At 54.3% G+C, this 17,979-nt stretch carries 18 protein-coding genes; 4 read left to right on the top strand and 14 right to left on the bottom strand.

Annotated elements, in window-relative coordinates; translation table 11 throughout:
• Positions 1-51 precede the first annotated feature (51 nt).
• Entirely contained in the window at positions 52-216 is a 165-nt protein-coding gene (locus tag JT718_RS15425) for a hypothetical protein (RefSeq protein WP_205503602.1), read from the bottom strand.
• 248 nt (positions 217-464) lie between these two features.
• On the opposite strand from JT718_RS15425, the gene JT718_RS15420 reads away from it, so the two are divergent.
• Positions 465-1,229, top strand: a complete 765-nt coding sequence (locus JT718_RS15420; protein WP_205503601.1) for a hypothetical protein — start codon at positions 465-467, stop codon at positions 1,227-1,229.
• Positions 1,230-1,317: 88 nt separating this feature from the next.
• Here the strand turns inward: JT718_RS15420 and JT718_RS15415 are convergent, their stop codons facing one another.
• Positions 1,318-1,533 (bottom strand): SH3 domain-containing protein, encoded by a 216-nt coding sequence (locus JT718_RS15415; protein WP_205503600.1) that lies wholly within the window; start codon positions 1,531-1,533, stop codon positions 1,318-1,320.
• 867 nt (positions 1,534-2,400) lie between these two features.
• Between JT718_RS15415 and JT718_RS15410 the strand changes: the two genes are divergently transcribed.
• The 3 genes from JT718_RS15410 (at position 2,401) to JT718_RS15400 (ending at position 4,099) form a co-directional block, all read left to right on the top strand.
• Positions 2,401-2,835: a GNAT family N-acetyltransferase gene (locus JT718_RS15410; RefSeq protein ID WP_205503599.1), complete on the top strand. Its 435-nt coding sequence runs from the start codon at positions 2,401-2,403 to the stop codon at positions 2,833-2,835.
• A gap of 168 nt (positions 2,836-3,003) precedes the next feature.
• On the top strand, positions 3,004-3,696 hold the full coding sequence (locus JT718_RS15405; RefSeq protein WP_205503598.1) for an alpha/beta fold hydrolase: 693 nt from the start codon (positions 3,004-3,006) through the stop codon (positions 3,694-3,696).
• Positions 3,689-4,099: a septal ring lytic transglycosylase RlpA family protein gene (locus tag JT718_RS15400; protein WP_205503597.1), complete on the top strand. Its 411-nt coding sequence runs from the start codon at positions 3,689-3,691 to the stop codon at positions 4,097-4,099. The genes JT718_RS15405 and JT718_RS15400 overlap by 8 nt, the downstream gene beginning before the upstream one ends.
• 633 nt (positions 4,100-4,732) lie before the next feature.
• On the opposite strand, the gene JT718_RS15395 is transcribed toward JT718_RS15400, so the two are convergent.
• The 12 genes from JT718_RS15395 to JT718_RS15340 form a co-directional block, all read right to left on the bottom strand.
• Positions 4,733-5,665 (bottom strand): 1-phosphofructokinase family hexose kinase, encoded by a 933-nt coding sequence (locus JT718_RS15395; RefSeq protein WP_205503596.1) that lies wholly within the window; start codon positions 5,663-5,665, stop codon positions 4,733-4,735.
• Between the two features lie 292 nt (positions 5,666-5,957).
• Entirely contained in the window at positions 5,958-7,109 is a 1,152-nt protein-coding gene (nagA, locus tag JT718_RS15390; RefSeq protein ID WP_205503595.1) for an N-acetylglucosamine-6-phosphate deacetylase, read from the bottom strand.
• A gap of 860 nt (positions 7,110-7,969) precedes the next feature.
• Positions 7,970-8,680: a DUF4097 family beta strand repeat-containing protein gene (locus JT718_RS15385; RefSeq protein ID WP_205503594.1), complete on the bottom strand. Its 711-nt coding sequence runs from the start codon at positions 8,678-8,680 to the stop codon at positions 7,970-7,972.
• Between the two features lie 29 nt (positions 8,681-8,709).
• Positions 8,710-9,588: a DUF4097 family beta strand repeat-containing protein gene (locus JT718_RS15380; RefSeq protein WP_240337120.1), complete on the bottom strand. Its 879-nt coding sequence runs from the start codon at positions 9,586-9,588 to the stop codon at positions 8,710-8,712.
• Between the two features lie 22 nt (positions 9,589-9,610).
• On the bottom strand, positions 9,611-10,561 hold the full coding sequence (locus JT718_RS15375; protein WP_205503593.1) for a HEAT repeat domain-containing protein: 951 nt from the start codon (positions 10,559-10,561) through the stop codon (positions 9,611-9,613).
• Positions 10,551-11,060: a GFO_1088 family ECF-type sigma factor gene (locus JT718_RS15370; protein WP_205503592.1), complete on the bottom strand. Its 510-nt coding sequence runs from the start codon at positions 11,058-11,060 to the stop codon at positions 10,551-10,553. Before JT718_RS15370 ends, JT718_RS15375 begins: the two co-directional genes overlap by 11 nt.
• A gap of 231 nt (positions 11,061-11,291) precedes the next feature.
• Positions 11,292-12,158 (bottom strand): EamA family transporter, encoded by an 867-nt coding sequence (locus JT718_RS15365; RefSeq protein WP_205503591.1) that lies wholly within the window; start codon positions 12,156-12,158, stop codon positions 11,292-11,294.
• Positions 12,159-12,317: 159 nt separating this feature from the next.
• Entirely contained in the window at positions 12,318-13,496 is a 1,179-nt protein-coding gene (locus JT718_RS15360) for a hypothetical protein (RefSeq protein WP_205503590.1), read from the bottom strand.
• A 60-nt stretch (positions 13,497-13,556) separates the two neighbouring features.
• Positions 13,557-14,420: a helix-turn-helix domain-containing protein gene (locus JT718_RS15355; protein WP_205503589.1), complete on the bottom strand. Its 864-nt coding sequence runs from the start codon at positions 14,418-14,420 to the stop codon at positions 13,557-13,559.
• A 55-nt stretch (positions 14,421-14,475) separates the two neighbouring features.
• A complete protein-coding gene (locus tag JT718_RS15350) occupies positions 14,476-14,808 on the bottom strand; it encodes a hypothetical protein (RefSeq protein ID WP_205503588.1) in 333 nt (110 codons plus the stop codon).
• Positions 14,809-14,812: 4 nt separating this feature from the next.
• Complete coding sequence (locus JT718_RS15345) at positions 14,813-17,221, bottom strand: penicillin acylase family protein (RefSeq protein WP_205503587.1); 2,409 nt, start codon at positions 17,219-17,221, stop codon at positions 14,813-14,815.
• 197 nt (positions 17,222-17,418) lie between these two features.
• Positions 17,419-17,850, bottom strand: a complete 432-nt coding sequence (locus tag JT718_RS15340; RefSeq protein WP_205503586.1) for a hypothetical protein — start codon at positions 17,848-17,850, stop codon at positions 17,419-17,421.
• Positions 17,851-17,979: the final 129 nt, after the last annotated feature.

Raw genomic sequence — 17,979 nt, 5'->3', positions numbered from 1 at the left:
TCTCTTTTTGGGGTTATTATGGCTAAACCTGTGGCGTTATGCCCTGCCGGGTTAGCCCTGCATGCCGGTGCTCATGGCAGAATTACCGTTCCCCATGTTGTTCCCGGTACCGTCTGGAATGCTGCCGGGGTTGTGCGAAGGTTTAGCGCTTTGCCCGGGCACAAGGGGCGCGCCCGGCCCGCCGCCCGAAACCCGGGAAGCGTTACCCGTTCCCACAGAACCGGGGTTATGGGATCTGTAGAAATACATACCCACAAAAAAAGCGACAACTAATAAAATAACAATTGCAACTACCATAGTCAAAACAAGTTAAGTGGTAAAAAGGACCTCTCTCCTTTTCTTTTACTCTTGTTTACGGGCCGCTGTTGCGCCTATGTGGTGCATTTTCAAAATTACAGAACAAGCCGCTGCTTTTTTTAGGTAGTTTTATCATACAAATCCTGTTTTTTCGTTTTCTTGATGCTATGATGAAAAAGTTATACTTTCTGGCTTTCTTCTGCTGGATGGCGGTAGAAGGTGCCTGGGGCCAGCAAAATGTCTCCTCGGGCCAGCCATACTTTATAGAGCTGCACAACGGCGAGCGCGTGTACGCGAGCAAGCTGCAGTTCAAGAGCCCCGTTTTCAAACAGAACTTCTTCCTGTTGGATGATTCCTTGCGGTACGCTCCTGAGGCGGTGAAGAGCTTCCAGAGCCAGGAGGGGTACTTTGCCCGCGTAAATGCCGGTCGCCGGTTCAGTGATTTTGCCCAGCGCGAGAGCGTGGGGCGCGTGTCTACCTACTTTGTGTACCGCACCGACTACAGCTCCTACGCGCCAGGAATTGGCATTGGCATGGGCGGGTACGGTGGCTACGGCTACGGCATGGGCGGCTATGGGTATGGGTACCCCACCCAGCGCCGGGTCTACTACTTCTCTAAGGAGAACGGCCCCTTGGAGCCCTTAACCTACAAAAACCTTCGTGCCGCCCTGTCAGATAACCCGGGCAGCCTGGAAAGCCTGCAGGATTACAAGCGCGGGCAGAACATCCAGACGGGGATGTACATTGCCGGTGCGGGTCTCATGTTGGCCGGTATTCAGCAGCAGTTCAAGGGCGGGACTTCCAGCCCCAGCGTGTCGCCTTTGCTGTTGGTGGGGGCCGGTATTGCGTTAATTCCCCAGATCATACGGCTGGTGAAAAAAGACAAGCTTTCTGAGGCAATTGAGCTGTACAACTACACGCCTAAGCAATAACCAGGCAGGCTGAAAAGCAGAGGGCCCGCTCTTGTGAAAGAGCGGGCCCTCTGCTTTTGTACGCGGCCAGTGTTATACTGTTGGCCGGTTACAGTTTTGCGCTTTTGCTGGTAGCGTCAATGTTTTTGGCAGCAGTGGCTTTTTTGGCCTTTTTGGCTTTTAGGTAAGACGTAAGCACATAGCCGGCCTCTCCGTCAATTTGTACCAGGGTCCACTCATGGTTCTGCTTGCGCATGACAATAATTTCATCTTCAGGGTTAAGGAGGCGCATTACCTCACCGCCCAAACCTGGCTGACGATACATTTTTACCTTCTCAGAATTTACCCGGCTGGTTGGGCCTTGGGCAAAAGCGGTTAATACTTGAACACAAACTAAGGCGAAAATTAATAATGCTCTTTTCATGATTTTGTTATTTTAAATGTTTTCAAATGGAGAAATAATCTTTATTTATTAAGAGTAATTGGCTGTAAACACCTCTAATTAAATGAGGCAAAAGGAGGTCCGTGTCAGACAAGTTGCCTGCTATTTTTAAATTGTTATTCTTTTCTGAAGTGCTTTCATTTTAATAGATGCAGAATTTAAATGAAGGTTGCTTGAGGGTGAAAATTTTTTTTAAATCTTTTTAAAAGGTGCTTGTCATGACTCACAGGCCGGTTGGTTTCAGTTGTTTTTGGGGTGTCAATTGTTCTGGTTTATAGATTGCAAGCCATGTGCCACTTTTGAAAATCGTTGATTTTAGGCTGTATATAAGGTTTTGCCTTCTGTGTGATGTTCATTGTCGCACACTTAATTCATAAAACCGGACACCTAAAAGGCTGTATTCCCCCATGGTACTTAATAAAAAAATAAGTTTTTGGTAGAACGCTTTCATGTTTTTTTAAGATGTAAGGTGTGGTTGGTGGACTGAAGGTGTTAGATGATGTTATTTATATGTTGGTACTTGTACTAGTGCGTGGTGGTGTTTATGGGTTTTGCGGTTGTAATTGCAAGCGTTAATTGTTGTTATTTGAATCAAATATAAAATGCTAATAGCCTGAAAACTAGATGTGAAATGTTAATTAACAGATAATTAACGTTGTGCCTTAAAAGCCCTGATTATTTAACATTTCCTTAGTAATTATTTCAGAACCCTGGTGAAGTGGCTACCTTTGTGGCAGATTGGAAGAACCCATGAACAACTCACTCCAAATTAGAGAGATCACAGAGGAGGCGGAGATGCTGCAGCAGTTTCCCCTCATTCAGTACCTGAACCCTACCATGGAAGTGGCGCGCTATGAGACCCTCATCCGGCAGATGCTGCCCCTTAACTATAAAATGGTGGGCGTGTTTGACGGAGCCACTTGCCTGGGGCTGTCGGGGTACTGGGTGGCCACCAAGCTGTACAGCGGCAAGTACCTGGAGGTAGACAATTTTGTGGTAGACGAGCAGTGCCGGTCCAGAGGCATCGGGAAACTCCTGCTGGACTGGCTCACCCAGGAAGCCCAGAAGCATCAGTGTGAGACCATGATGCTGGATGCCTACGTGGTGAACCATGCCGCCCATAAGTTTTACCTGCGCGAAGGATTTGTCATCAAAGGCTTCCATTTCCTGAAGAGGCTAGCGTAAGTACCCTTGCCCAGGCGGGCGTGGCGCTTGCCAGCAGGTTGAGAAAACCAGACGCACGCACGACAAGGCCCGCTGGTAACCTGAGCAGGCTGTTTTGGGGCTGTTTTCCAGAGAACGGGCCTAAAACGGTGTATTTGGGAAGAAAGCAAAAGAAACCTACCTTACCGTATGGAACCATTGCTGCTGTTACACGGGGCGCTAGGCGCCAAAAACCAGTTTGAGCCGCTGTTGCCCCTGCTTCCGGCCGACTGGCCAGTGTACTCGTTCAACCTGGCCGGACACGGCGGTGCGGCCCTGCCAGCGGGTCCGTTCTCTATCCAGGGGTATGTTGCCCAGCTTCTGGAATGGTTGGCGGAACGAAAGCTCCCCTCGGTGCAGGTCTTCGGGTACAGCATGGGCGGCTACATTGCCCTGGAGGCGGCCCGCCAGCAACCGGGTAAGTTTTCAAAAGTGTTTACCCTGGCCACCAAGTTTGACTGGACGCCCGCTACCGCCCAGGCCGAGGCCGCCCGGCTCCAGCCCCAGGTCATTGCTCAGAAAGTGCCCGCTTTTGCGCAAATGCTGCAGGAGCGCCACGCGCCGCAAGACTGGACCGAGGTGGTGCGCCGCACGGCAGACCTCATGCGCCAGTTAGGCGAGCAGCCGGTGCTGGGCGCCCAGGAACTAAAGCAGATTGCGGTACCCGTGCGCATCGCCGTGGGCGACAAAGACCAGATGGTTTCCGTAGAAGAATCACTGGCGGCCTACCGGCACCTGCCCCACGGGCAATTCCAAGTATTACCCAGTATCAAACACCCTCTGGAGCAGGTAGAATGGCCGCTTTTGGCCCAGGCCCTGCTTCACTTTTTTAGTTATGCGTAAACGTTTTGTTCTGTTCCGCTGGGAACTTCTTTGCCTTGTAGTACTCTCATTCGCGCATACCCAGTGTACCTCCAGCGCACCGTCTTTTGGGGAGCGCGGCTACGCCGAAAAGGGCAAGGCCTCTTACTACTCAGACAAACTCCGGGGCCGCAAAATGGCCAACGGACAGCCTTACCGCCCTGGTAAGCGCACCGCAGCCCACAAAAAGCTGGCCTTCGGCACCAAAGTGAAAGTCACCAACCCCCGGAATGGCCGCTCTGTGAAGGTGCGCATTACCGATAGAGGTCCCTTCACCGGCGGTCGTATCCTGGACCTGTCTAAATCGGCGGCCCGCAAGCTGGACATGGTAAGCAGCGGGGTAGTGCCCGTGCAAATGGAGGTGGTGAAGGAAGGAAAGAGGTAAGTTCTTTCTTGTTGTTGCTGGCGTAGCTTCTTGTGGATTATGACGTAGTGGCAGCCAATGGTTGGTGATGCTGGCGGTTGAGCCGTTTGTCTAAGTTTTGATCGGTCGTTATAGTTTAGCTGCTGCTGGCAAAGAACTACTTTTCTATGGAATAATAGATTTGTTTGCTTTCGCTGGCGTAGTTTCCGCTTGTCTATGGATTTGTGGGCGGCTCTTTACATAGTTTCCCTCCGTGCGCTCACGGCCGCGAGGCCCCGTCTTCCGCCTTCGCGCTGTGCTCTCTCGCCTGGCCCTCAGGCCTGCCGCATGCGCGGCACCGGGTCGAGCGCTAGGCGCTCAAGCGAAAGACTGGAATAGGTCTGCTTAGCAAGCGTACTCACTTCCTCATGCCAGCCTTTCAAAATAGGTATACATGGTTCAAGTCTGTGACTTGGACCTACCATGGGGGGCAGTTTGTAACTGCCGTGAACCACTAATTCCTTAGGGAAAATATAAAAATGCCGATCCGCTGGCGCGAGCGTCCCGCTCGTGTCCGCACGTATTCTGAATATGGTTTTGTCTAATTCCCAAGGAACCACGTTTTAGGGCTGTTTTGAGGAAACCAGCCCTAAAACACGGCTGCGGAGCCAGTGGTTAGCTACGAGCTTTGAGCCACTGGTATATGCTTTCTACATCGGGTTTGCGGCAGAGTTCTGAGCCAGGTGTCATGGTGGCGGCGGTGCCGGCGGCTACGCCGTAGCGTACCACGTCTGGGAGCGGCCAGCCTTCCTGCAGTTTCAGGACCATGGCCCCTACCATGCTGTCGCCGGCTCCTACGGCGCTTTCCTGTTTCACCGTGGGCGGCACTACGTAGTCAAAGCCCTCCGGGGAGGCCAGCATGGCGCCCCTGGGCCCCAGGGAAACTACCAACACCTGGCTTTTGCCCTCTCGCAGCACCTGGGTGGCCAGGTCTTCCTGCTCCTGGGCCGAGATAACTTCCTTGTTGGCCAGCGCGGTTAGCTCGTTCAGGTTGGGCTTGAGCAGGTAAATGCCTTTGCCAGCAGCTTTGAGCAGGGCCTCGCCCGAGGTGTCTACAATCAGCTTGAACCCTTTTTTCAGGGCAATTTCGGCAATCTGGGCGTAAAAGTCGCTGGGTACACCCGGCGGGTTGCTGCCGCTGGCAATCACAAACTCAGGGGTTTCCTCCAACTCCTCCAGGGCCTGCAACAATTGCCGCCACTCGGGTTCGGTGATCTGGGGGCCGGGCATGCCGAAGCGGTATTCCTGCCGGGAAGATTCCTCAAACACCACCAGGTTCTCGCGGGTGGGCTCCTGGCACCTGAACTGCCTGAACGACACGCCTTCGGCCTTCAGCAACTCGCCCAGTTTCTCCCCAGTGGGCCCGCCCGACAGGAACCAGGCGCAGGACTCGCCGCCCAGCTTTTTGATGGCTCTTGACACGTTGATGCCTCCGCCGCCGGGCTCAAACACCGGTTTTGCGCAGCGCAGCTTCTTTTCTGGGGCCACAGCTTCTACCCGGGTGCTCTTGTCAATGGCAGGGTTAACGGTAATGGTGATGATCTTCATGGTGTAAGGTAGTAGTTGGAAACGAAGCAAGAGCCTGCGGTTTTATGCGTACCAACCCAAAACAGATGACCGGTTTCTGGGCCGCATTCGGGAAAACAGGCGCAAACCTCTTTACGAGGGTATTCGCTGATCTTCAGGAAAAAGTTGGAAAGTTTCTAGCGACAGCGGGTTTGGGCCGCAGCGGGGGCCAAACCCGCTGCCAGTGGCCTGTAGCCACGCGCGCCAAAGAACTCGTTGGCTAGAACAGTGAATGGGGCCTGTTTTCTGGAAAACGGGCCCGATTCGCTGTTGCTTATTTCTGCGTCAGGGGCACCTCGGCCCCGTCTACCCACACCTGTTGCAGTTGCAACTCCTGGTCCAGCACCACCAGATTGGCCGCGGCCCCGGGAACCAATTGGCCTACTTTGTCTTCCCGTTTGAGGACCTGCGCCGGGTACAGCGTCGCCATCCGGATGGCTTCGTCCAGTTCCAGGCCTACCAGGTGCACGGTGTTTTGTACGGCTTGCAGCATGGTCAGGGCAGAACCCGCCAGGCGACCATCTTCGGTTTCGCAGCGGCCGTTGCGGTAGTAGGCTTTGAAGTTGCCAAAATCAGTGAACGGGATGTCTGAGCCCACGCAGGCGGCGCAGTCTGAGATGAGCAGCAGTTTTTGGCCCAGCATCTTTTTGGCCAGGCGCACAGCGTAAGGGTGGCAGTGTTCGCCGTCTACAATGATGCCGGTCCAGGCCTGGCCGTAATCCAGCGCGGCGGCGGCCAGGCCGGGCTGTTTGGTGTCCAATCCGCTCATGGCGTTGTAGAGGTGCGTGATGGCCGTGATGCCGTTCTGGAAAAAGTGCAGGGCTTGGTCATAGGTGGCCAGGCTGTGTCCGGCGGAGAGCACGATGCCGGTTTCGGCCAGCCGTTTCAGGTTGCTTTCTTCTACGCACTCGGGCGCCAGGGTGAGATAGGTAATCACGTCTTTGCCTGCCTCCAGCAGCACGTCCAGTTCCTGGTGCGTGGCTTCCCGGATGCAGGCCGGGTCATGGGCCCCAGCTTTCCCCGGGTTGAAATACGGTCCCTCCAGGTGCATGCCCAAGAAAGTGCTAGGCGATTGCTGCATGGCTTCCCGAACGGCGGAGATGGTTTCCAGAATCTTGTCTTGAAATGCCGAGATCACCGTGGGCAGAAAGCTGGTGGTCCCGAACTGCAAGTGCGCATCCCTAATGGTGTTCAGGCTTTCCAGCGTGGGATATTGGGTGAAGTACACGCCGCCGCCGCCGTTCACCTGCAAATCCACAAAGCCGGGGCAGATGATGCCGCCGTTGGCGTCCAGCACGGTAGTGCCTTCGGGAATTTCATCGGTTTGGACCAGGTCCAGGATCTTCCCGTTTTCAAACAAGACCGCGTAGCCTTGGGCGGTGGTGTAGCCAGAATAGATGGTGCCGTTGGTGAGAGCGTAGCGCATGAGGGATGTGGAGTTCGTTTCGGGGCGAATTTCCAGAAAACAGACGGAAATCGCTACTCAGGAGAGGACAGAGTTGAAAAGCGGCAGATGGTGCAGGCATCGCGGCCGTTTTGGGCCTGTTTTCTGGAAATCGGCTTAAAAACAAACGCACGGCCCTAGAGCGGAACCGTGCGCTGTCCATTCACAAACAAACCTGGTCTTAGGTGCCTTCGTCCTGCCTGGCAGTATCGTTCTGGATGGCTTTTTTCTGGCGGGTGTTTTGCGCGCATCCAGTTGTCCAAATGTATAGTCAAGTCTAATCCTGAGTGCGGGTTGTTCAGGTCTAGTGTCCCGCTGACTTTCTTCTCACAGAGCTACTTTTTCGTTAAGAAATTGGTGTAGCGCCAGGCGAAGTTTCGGGGCAACGCTCCCAGCGGCGAGACGCCGCCCGATGACGCACACTCGCCAGAGGCGAGCGAGGGTTGTTTGGGCCGTTGCCATTGATGCCCCCGTCTGGTTACTTTGTAGCACGTCCTTGCCTGATGTGGCAGATCTATTGCTTGTTCATGTAGGCCGGATAGTTAGCAGCAGTGTCATGCCTCTACCTGATGTGGTAGACCTATTTCTTGGACGTTAGGCTGATTACTCCGCGGTGGTGTCATGCCCTTACCCTACTTCAAATGGGGAACAGTCTGGTCTCTTATAGTTCAGCTACTACAGCGCCGTTGTTGGTGTTGTCACCAACAACCCCAACTGCGTCCCACCAGCGCCAGGGGCAACCACAGAAGATTGACGCAGGAGTAATCAGCAAAAATGAATCATGCGAACCTGGAGGGGGGCTTGTGTTTAGGGGCCGTTTTCCGGGAAGCAGCCCCTAAACGCTATTTCTTCTTGCGGAAGTAGATGTTGTTGCTGATGGATTCCAGGTTGATGGCCGAGCCGCCTTCTTTCACTTTGCCGCTGACGGCAGAACCAATCATGGGCGATTCCCGCGGTTTTTCGGGGTAGTGGATGGCCACGTCTGAGAAAATTTCGCCGGTAATGGTTTTGAGGGAAACGGCGGCGCCTTGCTGGCTGGGCCAGTCCATGTCTACAAAGCCGCTGATGGATTTGGCATGGATGGGGCCGGTGAAGCCGCGCAGTTCCACGTCGCCGTTGATGGTTTCCAGGGTGAGATGGGTGTTGCGGGGCAGGAAGACCTCGTAGTCAATGCGGGTGCAGGCGCCATTGCTCACTTTGCCGTTCTTGTAATTGGCGAAGGTGCGGCCCTGGCCATCGGGGCAGTCGCCTTCCACGTTGCTGTTCTTGAGCAGCGCATGGTCCAGGTCGGCGGTGACCTTTAATTGGTCTTTGCCCGGCGCGAAGTGGAGCAGGAGCGCCTGGTTGAGCTTGCCGCCGTTGATCTCATACGTCACCTTCACGTAGGCGTCTTTTTTGTCCCAGGCGGTTACCTTTACCTCGTTCCCGAACTTCAGGTTCAGGCTCACTTTTTTGGAGGCGGGCACGGCCAGCGTTTTCTCTACCGTTTTTTTCTGGGCATGGAGGTTCCCTATACCCCACAGCAGCAGGGCTACCACTAATAACTTTTTCATAAGATGAGTGCTTTAAAAGAGGTGGGCGATTATTTCTTTTTCCGGATAAATATGTCGCTGGTGATGGACTGCACGCTTATTTCCACGCCCCCGCCGTTCACTTTGCCGGCAATGTCGCCGCCGCCGCCCAGCAGGGCCAACTCCTCGTTCTGATTGTCCCGTTTCACGGCCATGTCAAAGTCGGTGTAGATTTCTCCCTGCATGGACCGGAGTTTGAAGTTGGCTTTGTCTTTGGCCGGCAGGGTAATGTCAATGTCACCGCTCACGGTAGAGATGGCGCTGGGTTTACTCTGTTCCAGCGAGGAGAAAATCACCTTAATGGAGCCGTTGGTGTTGTTGGCCACCACGGGCCCCGACACGTTGGTTAAGGTGGCCTCTGTGTTGTTCAGCTTTAATTCTATCTCGCCGTTTACGTCTGAGATGGACAGGCTTCCGCCTTCCCAGCTCGTTTCTCTGAACACCACCGATACGTTTCTGGGCACCTTGATCACGTACCTTCCCCCATTGCGCGCCGCCTGGGTGATAGACAGCGTGTTGTTGTTCTTGCTAACCGCTAAGCCCAGGCTGGTGTTATCTTCGGCCTGGTGGTAGAGCGGCTTCAGGCCTTCGGCGCGTTTGGGCGGAGCCGTGTAGTCCCGGTTCTCAATGATTACCTCGTCACCGTTGTGCCCCACAATCTGCACGTTGCTGTTTGACAGCCTTAGCTGCACTTGCTTGTCTTTGCCGTTGCCCAGCTTGGTTTTATAGGTGCGCAGTGCGCCCTGCCTGGCGGAGTCTTGCGGCAAGGAAGGGGCAGGCTGCTGCCTGGCGCGGACCTGTTGGCCCGGGGCGGCAGTTGCGGGTTCTATGGCAAGGCAGTTTCCGGTAAGCATGAGGGTGGCCCATGCCAGTATAAATGATGTTTTCATGGAAATAGAAGGTTATGCGTGACTAGATTAGGGTTCCTAGGCCCTCTTGTGCTTTGTACTTTACAATAGGTAGTAAGTCTTCATTGTGCATTAGTTGCTGCAGCTTTGGCACCGCGGTGGCCTCTTTTAGTTTCACCACAATCTCAATCAGCGTAAGCTGCATGAGCGGATCTGTTTGGGTGCCCAGGGCATGGATAAACGCTTTCCTGACTTCTTTGTGGTCTTTGAACTGATAGAGGGCCTCACAGGCGGCCAGGCGCACGTTCAGGTTGCCGTCCTGGTTCATGGTTTTCACCAGCAGTTTGATGATCTTCTTGCTCTCAGCCTCTGTGAGTCCTTCGGTCTGGAGGCCTTGGGTGACCAGCTGGAGCCGGTCGCTCGCCGAGGCTCTTGCCCCTGATGCGCTGGAGGCCAGCACCTGCTTCACTTGTCTGGGTTTGGAGGAGGTAAAGCGCGCTGTTCTATGCTCTGATGGCGCTGGTTCAGTTGCCGCAACAGATTCCAGGGGGACCGAGGCGCTGTTTTCTGCCGGCGCAGCAGTTTCCGTTTCTGGCCTGTTTTCCGGAATTTGGTCCTGTTTCAGGGCTACCACCTCAGGGCTTCCGGTAGGTATCTCTGTTGATTGCCTGAAGTAATTGCCCGCCCAAAACGCGATGATGAGCAAACTAATGCTGGCGGCGATCTGCCAGGAGTACGTCTGGAAGAAACTAGTGCTCTTCGGCTTCTCGGCTACCCGGTCCGCTGAAAGCGTTGGGTTCTCGATCTTCTCAAACAGCCAGTCATCCGACAGGAATTTGTCTACCTGCACGTCCTGTTCCTGGGCGTAGAACTGAAACTGCACGGCGTGGGGCTTCAGGCTGTCGGGCAGAAGCTTGGTGTGCCGGAAGAACGCCTGTAGTTGGGTTTCTTCTTCCAAAGACGTCTCGCCGTTGTAGTACTTCTCCAGTAAGGTTTCTATCTGCTCAAACTGCATAGTTTTCCATCTTTAAAAGTCCGTCGCGTACACTTTTGCGGGCCCGGGACAGCGCCACCCTAATGGCGTTGACGTTGATGCCCGTGATCTGCTCAATCTCGGGGTAGTCATAGCCTTCCACATCGCGCAGGTGTAGAATCAGGCGCTGCTGTTCGGGTAAGAGTTTAAGGAGTTCCTGTACCTTGTTCACCTGGTCAGAAAGCTCGTAGCGCTGGTAGGGGTTCACCTCTCCGGAACCTAGTTCCAGGTCCACCACGTCTACCATGTGCTTGTTTTTGCGGCCTTTCAGCTTGTCCAGGCACAGGTTCTTGGTGATGCTCATGGCAAACGCCTCTACACTGGCGTAAGCGTGCAACTTGTGTTTGTTAGACCAGAGTTTCAGGAAAACATCCTGCAAGATATCCTCGGCCTCCTCCTTGTTCTGCAACAGGAAAAGCGCCATTCTGTACAGCTTCTGCTTGGCCGGGAGTACCTTGATTTTAAACTCTTGTAAGTCCATTCAATAACAGAGACGACCGAGGTGAAAGATCATTACAGCGGATTTCAGATTTTTTTCAAAAATCTGAAATAGTTCTGAGTCTTGAGTTCTGAGTCCTGAGTTGGTGGGAACAGGTGTTTTGGGGCTGGTTTTAGGGAAACAGGACAGAAACAGCAAGCAGGACGAGGAGTAAGTGAATCTATCAAAAAACAACTCAGAACTCAAGACTCAGAACTCAGGACTTGTTCAAGTTTACTTGAACAGTATAATGAGCACCGAACCGGCCACCATGATCAAGGCGCCCACGGTTTTCTTGAGAATGTTGGTCTCCTGGAAGAAACGGTAGCCCAGCAGAATGCTTATCAAGGTGGAGAGTTGGAACAGCGACAGCGCGTAGCCCACCGGCATGTGCTCAAAGGCGAAATTGGTGGTGAACTGCATCACGCCAATGCAGAGCACCAGGAACAGGTACTTCCTGATTTTGACGGGCACCAGCTCTCCGCGAAAAAGCTGTCGGTTTGCTGGGTACACAAAGGTAATGCACGCCGAAAAAAGTGCCCCAAACCAGCACCAGCTGATGAACGAGATGCCCGGCGAAGAGAATAAAATGGTTTTCTTGATGAAGACCGCTTCAATAGCGGCCAACACCATGGCCCAGAGACGGAACTGAATTCCCGATTGCTTCAGCATACCCCACGAGAATTTCTCCTGATTGGTATCCAGCACGAAGTAGCTGCCCGCCACAATGAGCCCAATACCGGCCACGCCCCAGGCAGGGGGAAACTCCCGCAGCAGCACCATGCCCGCCAATACCCCAATCACCGATTTATAGGCATTAATAGGCCCCAGCACCGACAGATCACCTGACTGCAGCGCCCGCACCAGAAAGCCGTTCCCCAAAGCACCCAGCATACCCACCGCTACCGAGTAAAGCCAGAACTCCACCGTCAATTCTTGCCAATTGATGCCAACCGCCGGAATCAGGCAGAAGAAACTTAGCAGCAGGTAGGAGTTGAAATTAACCAGCAGCGGATGGCTTCCTGCGCCCGTGAGCTGCTTCTGGAAAACATTGGCCAGCGGGTTTGAAAGGATTCTGAGAAAAACGGCAAGAAAAACCAAAACAAGAAAAGACGAAGAAAGCCGGTTGGTGCCTCGGCAAGTTAGGGGTCTGTGAGGGAATTCAAAGACCAGAACTGGTTCTTTCTGCTTTCATGCGTGCCGGTGGCCTGTTTTAAGCCCGTTTCCTGTGAAACAAGCCTGAAACAGAAACCGGGTAGTCTACTTCAGGTTGATTTGCAGTTCCTGCGTTTTGTCTGAACCGTCGCGGAGTACCAGGCGGTACGCTCCTTTGGGAAGAGCCAAGGGGAGGATTTCTTTGGCGTTTTTGAACTCTACTACATCTACGGGTACGGCTTGCTCGTTTTCACCGGCTTTATACGCCAGGGCCAGGCAGGGGTACGCAACGGTAATCTTCTGGGCGGCTACTTTGTACGGCTTTCTTTGGCCGTCCATCCAGAGCCAATCCGGTCGGCCATTCACCAGCTTGGTTCTGGGGTGCACCACTACCACATCTACCTGACGGTGTTTCCGCTCGCCGGTAAACACCTGGCCGTTGTCTTTTCTCAGGTACACGGCTGCGTACGGTTGGTGGGCCAGCTGAAAGAATGGGGCATCAAAGCGGGCGGCGCTGGCCTCGGTGTAGGCTTCCTGATCAACGGTAAACGGATCAATTCCGGTGAGTTCCTTCAATCTACCCGCCATGGCTTTTCCCCAGGACTCAGACGGGCCTTCGTTGAGGTGGTCAAAGCCGCAGTGGATGATCATTTTGGCTTGAGGGTCCTTCTGAAGCACCCGTTGGATGTGGCGGGCCTGGGCAATTTCGCGCGCTTTCCCGTTGCTCGTGGTGTCATACCCAAAAACGGTATAACCAAGCCGGATGGCTTCCCTGAGCAGATTCCCGAACTGCGGTTCCCTGGTGTAATACCCGCTCTTGAGGATAGGGTACCCGCGTTGGTTGATCAGGCTATCTGCCTGGTCCAGCGCTTCCAGGGCCAGATAACGGTAGCCCTGCCGGTACAAGTCTGCCAGCAGGGATTGCGTGAACACCCGGTGCCGTGGGTTGTGGTGCGCTTCATTGAGGATGAGGAACTGCTCTTTTGCCGCCTGGGCAAGAAGATATTCCTTAGCGCTTTTAGGAGCGTAGGCGGCTAAGGTGGCGCTGTCCTGAGCAGTGACTTTGCGGTTCTTGGTGGGATATTGGGCATCCCAGGTTGCTAGGGCCTTGAAGTAATCGCCCATGAAAGAAAAGTCCCAGGCGGCTTTCTGGTGTTTCCAGGGAAGCGTGTCCTGGGCCAGTTGTGTCTGCAACTGGGAGGATAACCGGTAAGGCTGCGGGTTGTCTTGTGCCCAGGAGATGAGAGGCAGCAGGAAAAGGAGGAGGATTCTAAGCTGTTTCATAGGAAGCCGGTAAAAAATGCCACAAAGCAAATTAGAACAAGCCAGGAATGCTTGTATTTTTCAGACAGCCTCGTCTTTCAGAAACTGGAAAATCAGGCGGTCATTGGCCAGCGGGGCAATGGCGTTAAAGAAGGCCGTAGGGTTGGAGCCGGTGAGCTGCTTGTAGATTTTGTTGAAATACGCCTGGTCGTAGAAATTACTCGCGTAGCCTACCTCGGTGAGTTTCTTAAAGTGAGAGACCACCAGTTTGTTGTGCAGGGAATGCCGGAAACGGGCAATCTTGCGGTACCCTACCGGCGAGATGCCCACGTGCTTCTTGAACGTTCGGTGCAAGGTGCGGGTAGTTACACCTACGTGTCGGGAGATTTCCTCTATGGAGCGCTCCAGCTCAAAATCAGCTAAGAGCGCAAGGGTTTTTTCCAGCAGTTCCTGCTCGGGTAGTGGGGTGTAGAGACTCAGCAGGAAATCTTCCAGCAACTGCGCCCGGGTGTGATTGTCCTGGGTAGCGTAGAAGTTTTGCAGAAAGGCATGGTAGTGCGGCAGGTGGTTCCAGGCGGTGAAGATTTGTGAGTCTTTGGGACCAACTTGCAGAAACGGCACCCCCAGAAACTGATTGAGGCCCAAGGGCGAGAAGATAATGGTGACCTTGTCTAGCCTGCCCTGCAGGTGCGCCCGTAGCGGTAATTCCCGCATGCCCTGCAAGATGGCCAGATATGGATTGCTGGGGTCTTCATACACCCTGGTATAGTAACGTTGAATGTCACAGGCCACCTGCCGGTGGATGTTCAATACCGTGTTGGTGCTGGGGAAAGCATAGTACTGCGTCTCAAAAGTGGGGGAATCAGTCTTTAGAAAATAGAAGTAAGACACATGCTTTTTCAGGAGCGGGTGCTGCGGCGTAAAAGTATGTGGCTGAATTTCCATGGGCTGGTGTGTCAAGAAACGGTTTAAAGGCCGTTTTCAGGAAAAAAGGGTTAAACTATACGACGGCCCGGCGCACATAGAAACCGGATAAGGCACTTAGCCCACCCACCACGCCGCCCACCAAAGCCGTGGCCGCCATCAACAACCACGGCGAGTTGATGGTAAGCATAGCCGCTACGCGGGTGCTTAAAAGACCATCGGTGACCACGTGCCAGAACAGCGCTGCTCCCAGCCAAGTCACGGCTATGGCCCCGAAGCCCGCCAGGAACGCCTGCCCACCGTAGCGGGCTTTCAAGAAAGCTGCCCCAAAACAGACTACCGCAATGCTCCACCACGGCAGGAAAAATTGCGCCAACAAACTGAGGAGAAGAATAAAGAGGAAGAGCATAGGCTTAGTGTTGCTTTAAAGTCCATTGAACCGAAGTAGTAGCTGGCCTGTCCGCGGCCGAGCGCAGGAACAGCAACTGGTGCAGTTTCCCGCTTTGCCAGTCGTTGAGCAGGTTGTCATAGAACCGGCTGCCGGGGTTGCCGCTTTGGCCGCCGGGGTACACGCCCCAGGCCTGTACCTGCGGACCCATCTGTACTACCATGCGCCAGGAAGGTCCGTGGCTGCCGTTAAGGGCATTGATGGAGTTAGCGCTTCCGCCGGAGAACAGCTTCTCCCCGAAGCCCGGAAGCTGCGCCATGTGCCGGATGTTGGAGTTCTTGGCGGTGCCCCATTTCAGTTGATCGCCCTCGGTGCCCAGACTGTCGGCTATCTGTTTGAAGGTGCGATTGACCAGCTGGGGCAGCGTTTCTTTCTGCGGGGTGGTCACATCATCGTACCAGCGGGCATTGGGTTCTGCCAGAATCATCTGCACCAGTCGGTCACGGGTGGGAGCTTTGAATTTGTCCTGCGGGAAATCATCTACCCAGATGGCGTGGGCCAGCCGTTGCCACCATTCCTCAAAGAGCGAAGGCGGTATTTTATCGGCATCAAACTGGTAGTTCCAGGAAGCCAAAGTTTGATAGACTTTCTGCTGCTTCTCTGAGAGTGCCGGCTGGTCTAGTAACTTCAGCATGGTGGGCAGCACATTCCTGGGCACAAAGCTGTAGTTGTCCATCTGCATCAGCCTGAAAGAATCTGGCGTAGCCTGGGTCATGGCAGCTAGCCGCTGGTTAATGCGGGCACTGCGCTCATACCCGGCAAAACTGGAGCCCAGGTAATACGGGTAATCTTTGGGGCTGACCGGCGTCTGGTTGGCAGAACTCACAAAACCACGTTGCGGATTGAGCACCTGCGGCACCTGGTCCATGGGAATCCAGCCGTGCCAGTCGTGGGCGGGGTTGGAGCCGTCCAGCAGGAACTTGCCTTGCTCCTGCCATTTCAGCGGGAACAGTCCGTTGGAGACAATGGCAATGTTCCGGGCATCGGCGAAGACGAAGTTAAAGGCAGGGGCCGCCCAGGTGGTGAGCGCTTTCCTGAAATCCTGGTAATTGGCGGCCCGGTTTACCAGAATAAGGGTTTTTAACTCGTTTTGGGTATCATGAGCGGTCCAGCGCAGGGCATGGCCGGTAGGCGTGTTGCCGCTACGTAAAGGTTCTTCGTTGGGCAGATAGGCTACCGGTCCGTGGTGCGTGTACAGCACCGTGTCAAGAAGGGTTTCGCCGCCTTTTACGTTGATTTTCTCTACCACGCGGCGAACGGGCTTCCATTGGTTGTCATGCCAGTACTCCTGCCGTTTCTGGTCTTTAAATCTGATTTCGTACCAATCCAGAACATCGGCGCCCACGTTGGTCATGCCCCAGGCAATACGCTCATTGAACCCGATGCCCACGCCCGGCGCGCCCGGAATAATGACGCCGTACGTGTTGATGCCCGGCGCATGCAACTGCACCACGTGCCAGATGGAAGGCAGACTGAGGTTCAGGTGCGGATCTGAGGCCAGCAGCGGATAACCGTTGGCAGTGCGGGCACCCGTAATAGCCCAGTTGTTGCTGCCCAGGTTCTCGGGCTTCTGACGCTCCAGGGTATGGGAAGCCATCCCGGCCATAAACTCAGCGGGCGAAGGCGGAATGGGCAGCGGGGTAAAGTTGGTGGGCGTGCCCGCCGGTACAATAGGCTCTTCGCGGAAGGGGTAATTGGGGAAAAGGTCTTTCACCACGGCGGGACCGTACTTGCGCAGGGTATTGGTCATGCGCAGGTCATCTGAGTAGCCGGTCATGTCCTGGGCCAGCATCTTAAGCAGCAGCGCAATCTTTAAGGTAGTCCAGGGCTCCGGGGCGTAATGCAACAGCTTGTATTCAAAGGGGTAGTCGCGTGGCGAGAGTTGATCTATGTAGGCATTCACCCCGGCGGTATAGGCGTCCATCACGGCTTTACTCTGCGGGTCGGCCTGCATCTTCTCCAGCGATTTTCTGGCCGAAGCCACCATGCCTATCCGGCGCTGGTAGCGGTCCATCTCCAGGGTTTGTTCTCCAATGAGCTCAGACAATCGGCCCGCGGCCGCGTGGGTCATGAACTCCATCTGCCACAGCCGGTCTTTGGCGGTTAAGTATCCTTGGGCGAAGTACAGGTCATGGTCGTTCTGCGCGAAGATGTGCGGCACCCGCAAAGAATCGAACCGGACCTGCACCGGAGCCTTCAGACCGGCTAAGGTTAATTCCTCAGAAGTGAAATCATCATCAGAGCCGCTGCGCCAGAAGCCTTCGTAGGGGCTCAGGAATGGGCCTAGGGCCGGTACAATCCCGAAGGTTCGGTTCAAAGCATAAACCAGTGCAAGCGTCAGCAGTGTGGCAAGAATGGCGCGGACCCATTTCATAGAGGAGCAGGCAAGGTGTGGAAACTGTTTGAAAGATAGTTTCTTCTCCAGGCAATGGCAAGGGGCAGGATGGAGGGAATGTGTCTATCTGCAGGCGTGGGGGCAAGTCAGTGCCTTGTTTCTACAGAACATTCTATAAAAGGCACAAAAAAAGCCGGAGTACTTCTCCGGCTTTCCTGTTCTTAATAGCGCAAATATTATAAATCACCGGGAGTACGGCGCTGACCACTTTGACGAGGGCCCCGCTGGCCTTGGCTTTGTCTTCCCTCCAGTTGTTCGGCCAGAATCTGGGCGAATTTCTCTTGCTGGGCAGGAGTCAGGAGAGCGTTGATTTCCTGGGCACGTTTCTGCGCCTCAGCTTGCATAGCGGCACGGTCAGGGCGACTGCCGGCAGCCCGCTGTTTGTCCATCTCCTGCGCAGACACCAGCACAATGGCTTTGATTTTAGTAGCTTGGTCTGGGGTTAAATTCAGTTGGCTTTGGTAGCGCTCCAGTTGTCTCAGGGCACGTTCTTCGGTGGTGAGCCTGGCTCCTTGCGGTCTTTGGGTTTGCTGAGCGAAGGTAGAGGTGCCTGCCAACAAGGCCACAAACAGGAAGGCTACTTTGGTAAGGTTTTTCAGGATTCTCATACTAATAGGTTTACTTATGGGGTTTATGGATTAGAGCTTTTTGGCTGCCTGAGGTTTAATCAGCAAGAAAAAATATAGACTATCTGCAAGGCTGTCAACCGGATGGAACAGTATTAAGAAAAATTGACT

This window comes from Rufibacter psychrotolerans (assembly GCF_016924645.1).
GTDB lineage: Bacteria > Bacteroidota > Bacteroidia > Cytophagales > Hymenobacteraceae > Nibribacter > Nibribacter psychrotolerans.
The sequence above is the reverse complement of the archived record's forward strand: the minus strand, read 5'-3'. Positions and strand labels throughout refer to the sequence as shown.